This window comes from Paenibacillus liaoningensis (genome assembly GCF_059609455.1).
Map to the genome: position 1 here is coordinate 78,336 of NZ_JCAALU010000017.1, position 11,083 is coordinate 89,418.

9 protein-coding genes are annotated in these 11,083 nt (G+C 51.4%); all 9 read left to right on the plus strand.

Annotated features, from left to right (window positions below; translation table 11 throughout):
• The first annotated feature begins 339 nt into the window (after window positions 1-339).
• The 9 genes from pyrR (at window position 340) to AC6B99_RS25330 (ending at window position 11,082) form a co-directional block, all read left to right on the plus strand.
• Window positions 340-885: a bifunctional pyr operon transcriptional regulator/uracil phosphoribosyltransferase PyrR gene (pyrR, locus tag AC6B99_RS25290; protein ID WP_442952562.1), complete on the plus strand. Its 546-nt coding sequence runs from the start codon at window positions 340-342 to the stop codon at window positions 883-885.
• On the plus strand, window positions 886-1,785 hold the full coding sequence (locus AC6B99_RS25295) for an aspartate carbamoyltransferase catalytic subunit (RefSeq protein WP_056041586.1): 900 nt from the start codon (window positions 886-888) through the stop codon (window positions 1,783-1,785). It abuts the gene before it with no gap.
• Window positions 1,786-1,817: 32 nt separating this feature from the next.
• Entirely contained in the window at window positions 1,818-3,107 is a 1,290-nt protein-coding gene (gene pyrC / locus AC6B99_RS25300; RefSeq protein WP_496664497.1) for a dihydroorotase, read from the plus strand.
• Between the two features lie 62 nt (window positions 3,108-3,169).
• Window positions 3,170-4,321 carry a carbamoyl phosphate synthase small subunit gene (locus tag AC6B99_RS25305; RefSeq protein WP_494861739.1) on the plus strand — a complete coding sequence of 384 codons (1,152 nt, stop codon included), beginning with the start codon at window positions 3,170-3,172 and terminating at the stop codon, window positions 4,319-4,321.
• Complete coding sequence (gene carB, locus AC6B99_RS25310) at window positions 4,308-7,529, plus strand: carbamoyl-phosphate synthase large subunit (RefSeq protein WP_056041580.1); 3,222 nt, start codon at window positions 4,308-4,310, stop codon at window positions 7,527-7,529. Before AC6B99_RS25305 ends, carB begins: the two co-directional genes overlap by 14 nt.
• 134 nt (window positions 7,530-7,663) lie before the next feature.
• On the plus strand, window positions 7,664-8,395 hold the full coding sequence (gene pyrF, locus AC6B99_RS25315; protein WP_056041578.1) for an orotidine-5'-phosphate decarboxylase: 732 nt from the start codon (window positions 7,664-7,666) through the stop codon (window positions 8,393-8,395).
• 1 nt (window position 8,396) lies between these two features.
• A complete protein-coding gene (pyrE, locus tag AC6B99_RS25320; protein WP_056041577.1) occupies window positions 8,397-9,044 on the plus strand; it encodes an orotate phosphoribosyltransferase in 648 nt (215 codons plus the stop codon).
• 219 nt (window positions 9,045-9,263) lie between these two features.
• A complete protein-coding gene (locus AC6B99_RS25325; RefSeq protein ID WP_081419090.1) occupies window positions 9,264-10,034 on the plus strand; it encodes an ABC transporter ATP-binding protein in 771 nt (256 codons plus the stop codon).
• A complete protein-coding gene (locus AC6B99_RS25330) occupies window positions 10,000-11,082 on the plus strand; it encodes a permuted SH3 domain-containing protein (protein WP_494861736.1) in 1,083 nt (360 codons plus the stop codon). The genes AC6B99_RS25325 and AC6B99_RS25330 overlap by 35 nt, the downstream gene beginning before the upstream one ends.
• Window position 11,083: the final 1 nt, after the last annotated feature.

The window sequence follows — 11,083 nt, forward strand, 5'->3', positions numbered from 1 at the left end:
GAGGCTGGCAAGGTAGCGTGAATAGTTGATTAATTAAGCTGGGGACAAGAAACTCCTCATCTTCCGCAACTCATAAGGTTGGCGGGGATGGATGGAATCCTTAGCGGTTAATCATGGGCTCCTTGCGAATACGCAAGGAGTCTTTTTTCAAATATAAGCATTTATAAGTTACACACTTATAACGGGCTTATATTTCATCGCGAAACGGTAGCTTTGCCGCCAGAAGACGGCTTAAGCCTAAGCCGTTTACGCTTGTGAAGCGCCTTGATGAGAGTTGGCAGTTCAACCTGCGCTAGGATGGGAGGTAACGTAACGGTGGAAGAAGAGCACTTGGTCATTATGGATGATGCAGCCATTCGCCGGGCACTGACCCGCATCGCCCACGAGATCGTGGAGAAGAACAAAGGAATTGACAACTGTACACTGGTCGGCATTCGGACAAGAGGCGTTTATTTAGCCCGAAGAATTGCAGAGCGCATACAGGAAATTGAAGGCAAGCCTGTTTTAGTGAAGGAACTGGATATTACCCGCTATCGCGATGACGGCAAGGCGCCAGGCAGCCGCACCGAGATGGAAGCAGGCATAATCGGCGAAATTGATGTCGAACTGTCGGTCGTACAGGACCGCAACATTATTTTGTTCGACGATGTGCTGTATACCGGCCGGACGATTCGCGCTGCGATGGATGCGGTAATGGATTGCGGCAGGCCGCAAAGCATTCAGCTTGCTGTGCTGGTTGACCGTGGTCATCGGGAATTGCCGATTAGACCGGATTTTGTAGGCAAAAATGTGCCATCCTCCAAACAAGAGCAAATCTCCGTTACGTTAACCGAGATTGATTCCTTAGACCAGGTGAAAATTATTCATCAGAGGGGGCAAGCCTAAATGACACTTTTACAGCTCAAACAGCGCAGTTTGCTTGGTTTGAAGGAGCTTGACGCAGAGGAAATTATCGCCATACTGGATCGTGCCGCTCATTGGGAGCAGCAGGAGACGAAAGTGCAGAATGTGCTGCAGGGCAAGTTCGCAGCGAATATGTTTTTCGAGAACAGCACGCGCACACGCTTCTCCTTCGAGGTAGCGGAGAAGCGGCTTGGAGCGGAGGTGCTGAACTTCTCAGCAGCCGTATCGAGTGTGCAGAAGGGCGAGTCGGTATATGATACCGTTCGCACCTTGGAGTCGATGGGCATAGACGTCGGCATTATCCGGCTCAAGCCGATTGGCTTGCTAGCCGAACTGGCTACGAAAATTAAAGTGCCGCTGATTAACGCGGGCGATGGCAACAACGAGCATCCGACGCAGGCGCTGCTTGATTTATATACGATGCGCAAGCAATTTGGCGCAATTAAAGGATTGACCGTCTCGATTATCGGAGACATCTTGCACAGCCGCGTAGCGCGTTCGAACTTATACGCTCTGCAAAAGCTGGGGGCTACGGTGAAGTTTTGCGCTCCTGCGAACTTGCAGGCCGCTGAGCTTGATGCCCGTTATGTAACGATGGAGGAAGCGCTGAAATCCGATGTCGTGATGATGCTGCGGGTACAGCTGGAGCGTCACGAAAGCGGCATGCTGAGCTCGGCTGAAAGCTACCGCGAGCAGTTTGGATTGACGGTGGAGCGCAGCGAGGCAATGGCGGATCACGCGATTATTATGCACCCGGCGCCGATCAACCGCAATGTTGAAATTGACGATGAGCTTGTCGAGCATGCCAAGTCCCGGATTTTTAAGCAGATGGAGCACGGGGTTCCGGTCAGAATGGCCGTCATAGAACGGGCTTTGAACTAACTTTTAGATGAAATCGGGAGGGTGAACGGATAATGTCATTATGGATTATTAACGGCAGCGTATGGGATACAGCTGCAAGCGGCCTAGTGAAGCAGCATATTCGAATTGAGGATGGCAAAATCGCCGAGCTTGCAAGCGGCGAAGCCTTGCCAGACACAGGATCAGCAGAAGTAATTGACGCAGAGGGCAAGCTCGTATCAGCCGGCTTCATCGATATGCACGTGCATTTGCGCGATCCTGGCTTCGAATATAAAGAAGATATCGCAACAGGGACGCGTTCAGCAGCGAAAGGCGGTTTTACAACAATCGCCTGCATGCCGAACACTCGTCCAGTGACAGATACACCTGAAACGATCAACTATATTTTGGACAAAAATGCGAAGGAAGGCGTCGTTCGCGTCCTCCCTTACGCCGCAATTTCTAAAAATCAGCTCGGTCGTGAGCTGACGGATTTCGCAGCGCTGAAAGCGGCTGGCACAATTGGCTTTACCGACGATGGTGTTGGTGTACAAAGCGCGCAAATGATGAAGGATGCGATGGCGCTGGCAAAGTCGCTAGACATGCCGGTCATTGCACACTGTGAGGACAATACGCTGGTTGAGGGACTGTTCGTCTCGGAAGGCAAGTTCTCCCGCGAGAACGGACTGAAAGGCATTCCGAATGAATCGGAAGCGATTCATGTCGGCCGCGACATTTTGCTCGCTGAAGCGACAGGCGTTCATTATCATGTCTGCCATGTCAGCACGGAGCAATCGGTAAGGCTGATCCGCCTTGGCAAGCAAATCGGCGTCAACGTAACCGCTGAGGTTTGCCCGCATCATCTGGTGCTGTCGGACGAGGATATTCCAGGCTTTGACGCCAATTGGAAAATGAATCCTCCGCTGCGCACGCCGCGCGATGTGGCTGCGGTTATCGAAGCGCTGGAAGACGGCACGATCGACATGATCGTAACGGATCATGCGCCGCATAGCGCGGAAGAGAAAGCGCGCGGCATGCAGCTTGCGCCGTTCGGAATCGTCGGCTTTGAGACAGCTTTCCCGCTGCTGTACACGCAGTTTGTTAAAACCGGCAAATGGACGCTTGGCTTCCTGCTGGACCGTATGACGGCTGACCCGGCACGGGTGTTCAAGCTGGAGACAGGCCGCCTGGCAGCAGGTGCGCCAGCTGATCTGACGATTGTGGATCTTGACAGCGAACGTGCAGTTGATCCGGCAACCTTTGCCTCGCGCAGCAACAACACGCCTTTCGGCGGCTGGAAGCTGCAAGGCTGGCCGGTAGCGACGATTGTAAATGGTGCGGTTGTGTGGTCGGAGCAAGCATAAGAACGTTAACTTGGATATGCTAATTGACATATAGGAATACGTAGACCTGAGGAGTGAGACGGATGCAAGCGAGATTATTATTGGAAGATGGAACATTGTTTACAGGACTATCCTTCGGCGCAGAAGTGCAAACGATGGGTGAGGTTGTTTTTAATACAGGTATTACTGGCTATCAGGAAGTATTGTCGGATCCATCCTATTGTGGACAAATCGTGACGATGACTTATCCACTTATCGGCAACTATGGCATTTCTCGCGATGACTTTGAGTCGATTCGCCCGTATATCCACGGTTTTGTCGTGCGCCGCAATGAGCCGGTGCCGAGCAACTGGCGCGCCCAATATTCGCTTGAGCAGCTGCTTAAGGAATATGGCATTCCGGGCATCAGCGAAATCGACACGCGCATGCTGACGCGGATTTTGCGTCACCACGGCACGATGAGAGGCCTGCTTACAACTGGCAACGAGCGCATTGAGGAGCTGCAAGAGCGCCTTGGCTTGTCCACACTAATGACGGATCAAGTAGCTCGTACATCGACGAAGCATGTATTTTCCAGCCCAGGCAATGGCGAGCGTATTGTGCTCGTAGACTTTGGTGCAAAAAGCGGCATTTTGCGCGAGCTGACTAAACGCGGCTGCGACGTCGTCGTTGTGCCTCATGACACGACTGCAGAAGAAATTCGCCGCCTGGCACCGGATGGCATTCAGCTGTCCAACGGCCCTGGGGACCCGAAAGACGTTCCACATGCGGTTAAAATGATTTCCGAGCTGCTCGGCGAGTTCCCGATCTTCGGTATTTGCCTTGGACACCAGCTGTTTGCACTTGCTTGCGGCGCTGATACAACGAAGCTTAAATTCGGCCACCGCGGCGGAAACCACCCGGTGAAGGAACTGGCAACGAACCGCTGCTACATTACTTCCCAGAACCATGGCTACACTGTAATGGAAGATTCGATTGCGAACTCCGGTCTGACCGTAACGCATATCAACAACAATGACCGCACAATTGAAGGGCTGAAGCATAATACGCATCCTGCATTTTCGGTGCAATACCACCCGGAAGCTGCTCCAGGACCGTATGATTCCAGCTATCTGTTTGACGAATTCCTGAGTATGATTCGCACACATAAATTAAATAACCCGCAAAAGCGTCGCCAAGTCGTACTCGCGGAAACGTTGAAAGTGAAAGGGGAGCTTCAGTATGCCCAAAAATAATAAACTCAAAAAAATTCTCGTCATCGGCTCCGGCCCGATTGTAATCGGCCAAGCCGCTGAATTCGACTATGCCGGCACGCAAGCTTGCCAGGCGCTTATGGAAGAAGGCTATGAGGTTGTATTGATTAACAGCAACCCGGCTACCATTATGACAGACACAAACATGGCTGATAAAGTTTACATTGAGCCAATTACGCTTGAGTTTGTATCGCAAATCATTCGTCAGGAGCGTCCAGATGGTTTGCTGCCGACGCTTGGCGGCCAAACAGGCCTCAATATGGCGGTAGAGCTGGCGCGCGCTGGCGTATTGGAAGCAGAAAATGTGCAGCTTCTTGGCACACAGCTGACAGCTATCGAGAAAGCCGAAGACCGCGATTTGTTCCGCGAGCTGATGCGCGAGCTGGAGCAACCGGTACCAGAGAGCGACATCGTAACGACAGTTGAAGCAGCAGTTGCTTTTGCCAATGAAATCGGCTACCCGATTATCGTTCGTCCTGCCTACACGCTTGGCGGTACAGGCGGCGGTATTTGCGCAAACGAAGAAGAATTGCTAGAAACGGTTGCCTCGGGTATCCGTTACAGCCCAATCGGCCAATGCTTGATCGAAAAATCGATTGCCGGCTTGAAGGAAGTTGAATACGAAGTTATGCGTGATGCGAATGACAACTGTATCGTTGTCTGCAACATGGAAAACTTTGACCCGGTTGGCGTACATACTGGCGACAGTATCGTAGTAGCGCCTAGCCAAACGCTGTCGGACCGCGAGTATCAAATGCTTCGTTCCGCTTCGCTTAAAATCATTCGCGCTTTGAACATCGAAGGCGGCTGTAACGTACAGTTCGCGCTTGATCCACAAAGCTTCCAATATTATGTAATCGAAGTTAACCCGCGCGTCAGCCGCTCTTCGGCGCTGGCTTCCAAAGCGACAGGCTACCCGATTGCTAAAATGGCTGCTAAAATCGCAATTGGCTACACGCTTGATGAAATCGTAAACCCAGTAACCGGCCAAACGTATGCTTGCTTTGAGCCTACGCTGGATTACATCGTATCGAAAATTCCGCGCTGGCCGTTTGACAAGTTCGTGAATGCGAACCGCAAGCTCGGCACGCAAATGAAAGCGACAGGCGAAGTTATGGCGATTGGCCGTACTTTCGAGGAGTCGATTCATAAAGCGGTTCGTTCGCTTGAAATCGGCACGCATCGCATCCACTTGAAGGAAGCAGTAGACCTCAGCGATGATGTGCTGCGCGCACGCCTTCAAAAACCGGATGATGAGCGCATGTTCCTTGTAGGCGAAGCGTTCCGTCGTGGTTATGCTTTGCAGGAAATTCAAGATCTGACGAACATTGACTGGTGGTTCCTGGACAAAATCGAAGGCATCGTAGCATTCGAGGATAAAATCCGCCAGGAAGCGACGCTTTCCCGTGAAACGCTGTACCAGGCGAAGCGCAAAGGCTTCTCCGACCGTTCGATCGCTGAGCTTCGCAAAGAAGGCAATCCGAATGGCAGTCACACGAATGAGCATGATATTCGTACTTATCGTAAAGAGCTTGATATCGTACCTGTATACAAAATGGTTGATACTTGCGCCGCTGAGTTTGAAGCGAGCACGCCTTACTACTATTCAACTTACGAGGTAGAGAACGAAGTAGCGCCTTCGACGAAAGAGAAAGTGCTTGTACTCGGCTCTGGCCCAATTCGGATCGGACAAGGCATTGAGTTTGACTATTCGACGGTTCATGCGGTGTGGGCGATTCAGAAGGCTGGCTATGAAGCGGTTATCATCAACAACAACCCAGAGACGGTATCGACCGATTTCAGCACATCGGACCGCCTGTACTTTGAGCCTTTATTCCTTGAAGATGTCATGAACGTTATTGAGCAAGAGAAGCCAATCGGCGTAATCGTGCAGTTCGGTGGCCAAACGGCGATTAACCTCGCAGCTCCGCTGTCCAAAGCTGGCGTGAAAATTCTCGGCTCCAGCCTGGAAAGCATCGATATGGCAGAGGATCGCAAAAAGTTCGAAGCTTTGCTTCGCGGCTTGAACGTGGCTCAGCCAGAAGGCAGCACTGTAACCTCGGTTGGCGAAGCAGTAGCAACGGCACAAAAGCTCGGATACCCTGTACTCGTTCGTCCATCGTACGTTTTGGGCGGCCGCGCAATGGAAATCGTATATTCGGATGAAGATTTGCTGAGCTACATGGAAGTAGCGGTAAAAATCAATCCAGAGCATCCTGTCCTCATCGACCGTTATATGCTTGGCATGGAAGCGGAAGTGGACGCGATCTGTGATGGCGACACCGTATTGATCCCGGGCATCATGGAGCATATTGAGCGCGCAGGCGTTCACTCCGGCGACTCGATTGCTGTGTATCCGCCGCAATCGTTGTCTGACAGCGTGAAGGAGCAAATCGTCGACATTACGATCAAAGTATCCAAGGCGCTGAACGTAATCGGCTTGGTTAACATCCAGTTCGTAATTCATAACGAGATCGTGTATGTCATTGAAGTAAATCCGCGTTCGTCGCGTACGGTTCCATTCCTGAGCAAAGTAACAAACTTGCAAATGGCGAACCTTGCGACACAAGCGATTCTTGGCACGAAGCTGGCTGACCTGGGCCATAAAGACGGACTGTGGCCTGAAGACGAGTATGTATCGGTTAAAGTTCCGGTCTTCTCGTTCGCGAAGCTGCGCCGTGTTGACCCTACCTTGACACCGGAGATGAAATCGACGGGTGAGGTTATGGGACGCGATGTGCAATATGCGAAAGCCTTGTACAAAGGATTGCTAGGCGCAGGCATGAAAATCCCGACAACGGGCTCGATCATTGCGACCGTTGCGGATAAAGATAAAGAAGAAGCGCTCGAATTGCTTCGTGGCTTCTACAGCATTGGCTACAAAATCATTGCAACTGGCGGTACGGCAGCTATGCTTGAAGAAGCGGGCATGACGGTAACGACAGTGAACAAGCTTAGCGAAGGATCGCCGAACATTCTTGATCTGATCCGTGAAGGCAAAGCACAGTTCGTCTTCAATACGCTGACAAAAGGCAAAACGCCTGAGCGCGACGGCTTCCGTATTCGTCGTGAAGCGGTTGAGAACGGCGTTGTATGTATGACGTCGCTTGATACGGTTCGCGCCTTGCTGCGGATGATGGAGACCATCAACTTCTCCTCGCGTTCGATGCCAACACTGCTGCACAAATAAGTTTTAGCAAGCACGGCCAGCGCCGATTGCCTGCGGCCCGCAAATGGCTTTGCTTTTGCGGGTGCGCGTGGCCCGGCGGATGGCCTTTTTAATGCGCATATTTCGCAAAAACACGGCAAAGGGGACGGTTAACGATGGGTTTGACACGGGAACGGGAACAGGCAGCCGGAAAAATTATGGTTGCGCTCGATTATGCGGACGCGGCTTCTGCCGAGCGCTTATTGAATGAACTGGAAGGTATCCCCTGTTATATGAAGGTGGGCATGCAGCTGTTTTATGCTGCGGGTCCTGCGTTCATAACGGGACTTAAGGAGCGGGGCTACCTTGTATTCCTTGATGTGAAGATGCATGATATTCCGAACACGGTCAAAGGCGGCTCAGGCAGTGTGACCCGGCTCGGCGTCGACATGTTCAATGTCCATGCTGCTGGCGGAAGCGCAATGCTTGCGGCAGCGGTCGAAGGCATGGAAGCAGCGCTTGCTGTTGGACAAAATAAGCCAAGCATCATTGCAGTGACCCAGCTGACCAGCACCAACCAAGCGATGCTCAACGAGCAAATTGGCATTGCTGGAACGGTGGAGCAGGCTGTTCTTAGGTATGCAGAGCTTGCCCGCGCTGCGGGTCTGAATGGCGTAGTGGCATCCCCTGCTGAAGTGCAGGCCATCAAGCAGGCATGCGGCGCTTCCTTCCAGACGGTAACGCCGGGCATTCGCCCGAAAGGTGCCGATGTGGGCGACCAATCGCGCATTATGACACCAGCAGAAGCGTTAAAGCAAGGTACAGATTATATGGTTATTGGTCGGCCGATCACGGCTGCCGCAAATTCAAGAGCAGTATTAGAAGCGATTATTGAGGAGCTGATTTAAGATGAGCCAAGTTAAACTTTCAGAATTGCCTAAAACGATTGCTGCCAGCCTGCTCGAAATCGGAGCAGTAGCCCTTAGCCCAAATGAGCCATTTACGTGGACTTCAGGTCTTAAGTCGCCGATTTATTGCGACAATCGTCTAACGATGTCTTACCCGGCTATTCGCGAGCTTGTTGCTGATGGCTTTGCTGCTGTCATTCGCGAGCGTTATCCAGATGTGGAAGTCATTGCGGGCACCTCGACTGCGGGTATTCCCCATGCGGCTTGGGTCGCGCATAAGCTTGGACTGCCGATGGCTTATATTCGCGATAAAGCGAAGGGCCATGGCAAGCAGAACCAAATTGAAGGCCGCATTGAGCCAGGGCAAAAGGTTGTCGTCATTGAAGATTTGATTTCAACTGGAGGCAGCTCGCTGAAAGCGGGACTTGCTGTTCGCGAGGCAGGGGCCGAGGTACTGGCGGTACTGGCGATTTTCACCTACCAATTCGAGCAGGCAGCTTCGGCATTCGCCGAGGCGAACATGCCGCTTGAAACGCTGTCGAACTATTCCGAGCTTATCGAAGCAGCTGTAGAGCTTGGCAAGGTGCAGAGCGATGATATGCTGAAATTGAAAGCATGGCGCGAAAATCCGCAAGCGTTTGGCAATTAACATAAGCAGCGCTCCAGTCTTTCCGATCCGGAAGGCTGGAGTTTTTTTATGTTTATTTTGAGATTCAGTAAAAATTTTGAATTCGTCGGATTTTGTTGTAACTTTTTGCTGTAATCGTTCGTCTAACACGTTAAGATGAGAATTATGAAGGTTTTTTAATTGAGCAGCCTGATTGTCATCCTAGGGCGCTCTGCTTAAAAGGAGGTATAGAAATCAGCTATGATATTTAGCAAGAAAAAAAAGGATGAGCAACCGGTGCAAGAGCCTGATCTAGTGAAGGAAGAAAAGCAAGATCCGAAGCTAGAGAAAGAAGTACATAATGAAAAACTGCTTTCCGTTGTGAATGTTGAACGGGTATTTCAGGCTGGCGGCGCGCCGCTGCGCGTGCTCAAAGGCATTAATATGGAGCTTCGGCAAAATCAGCTCGTTATGCTTCGCGGCCGTTCCGGCTCGGGGAAGACGACGCTGCTGAACTGCCTGGGCGGACTGGATACACCAACTGAAGGCGAAATTTGGTTTAACGGCAGGCCCTTTCATAAGCTGAGCGACGATAAGCGCACACTTGTCAGGCGCAAGGAAATGGGTTTTATTTTTCAGGCGTTCGCTTTGATGCCGCTGCTGTCTGCGAAGGAAAATGTCGAGCTGTCGCTAAGGATGGCTGGCGTTCCGCGTGGGACGTGGAAGGAACGGGTGGATCACTGCCTGGAGCTGGTTGGCCTGGAGAAAAGGATGAACCATCGTCCCTTCGAGCTGTCCGGCGGCGAGCAGCAGCGTGTAGCTATTGCGAAGGCGATTGCGCACAAGCCGATATTGCTGCTGGCGGATGAGCCGACCGCAGAGCTGGATTCAAACATGGCAGCTCAAATTATGAGTGTTTTTAAAACGATTATTCGCACGGAACAAGTTACGATTTGTATGACGACACATGATCCTACTATTATGGAGGTTGCCGACCATGTCTATGAAATGGTTGACGGGAAATTTATTTAAACGTCCCGCAATAATAAGTCTTGCTGCAATCATGTTAATAACTAGCGGCTGCTCCTTGCTGCCTGCTGAAGAAGAAGAGGAAGTACTGCCTTCCATTGCACCGCCCCAAATTTCCAAGAAGCCAGAGTATGAGGTAACAACAGATACGCTGGAGACGAAGGTTAACGTAATCGGCAAATTGATATCATCCCGCGAGGAGCCTGTCTTTTTCACTCTGGACGGTAAAAACCTGAAAGAGCTGAACATCAAGGTTGGCGATAAAGTGTCCGCAGGCGAGGTCATTGGCCAGCTTGATGTAGATGACCTCACGAAGGCGCTGCGCATGGATAAGCTGGCTTTCCGCAAGGAAGAGACGGCGATGAAGGAAGCGCTGAGAACGCGCGATGAGATGGACCCGGTAGAATTTGAAGAAAGATCGATTTTGTTTGAAGAGAAGAAGCAGGCGCTGGTCGATCAGGAGGCTGACATTGCGAAGGCTACGCTGACAGCGCCGATTAGCGGCACGGTTGTTTCACTCAATGTCGAGAAGGGTGCAGCGATTAAAGCATACAGCACAATTGCGGTCATAGCCGATACGACGACGCTTATTCCGGCAGCGAAGCTGACCAAGGATGAAATAGCCAAAATCGTCGTCGGCATGCCGATTGTAGCGGAAATCAGCAATAGCGGCAAATTCAAAGGCACGGTGAAGATGATGCCGATGACCAATACGGATTCCTCTAATGGCGGCAATAACGGAGGCAACGGCGGCACAGGAAATAATACGGATAAAGAGCGGCCGGAAGATTTTATGCAGGTGGAAATTAAAAATTTGCCTAAAAACTTGACTCGCGGTACCCCGCTTTCGATCAGCATTATTACGAAGCGCAAGGAAAATGTCATCGTAATCCCGCCATCTACACTGCGTTCTATTGGATCGCGTACCTACGTGCAAGTCATTGATGCAGACGGCAAACGTGAAGTGGACGTTGAGGTTGGACAGCAAACGGCGACACAAATCGAGATTTTGAAAGGCTTGGAGCCGGGACAGAAAGTTGTAGGTCGATAGC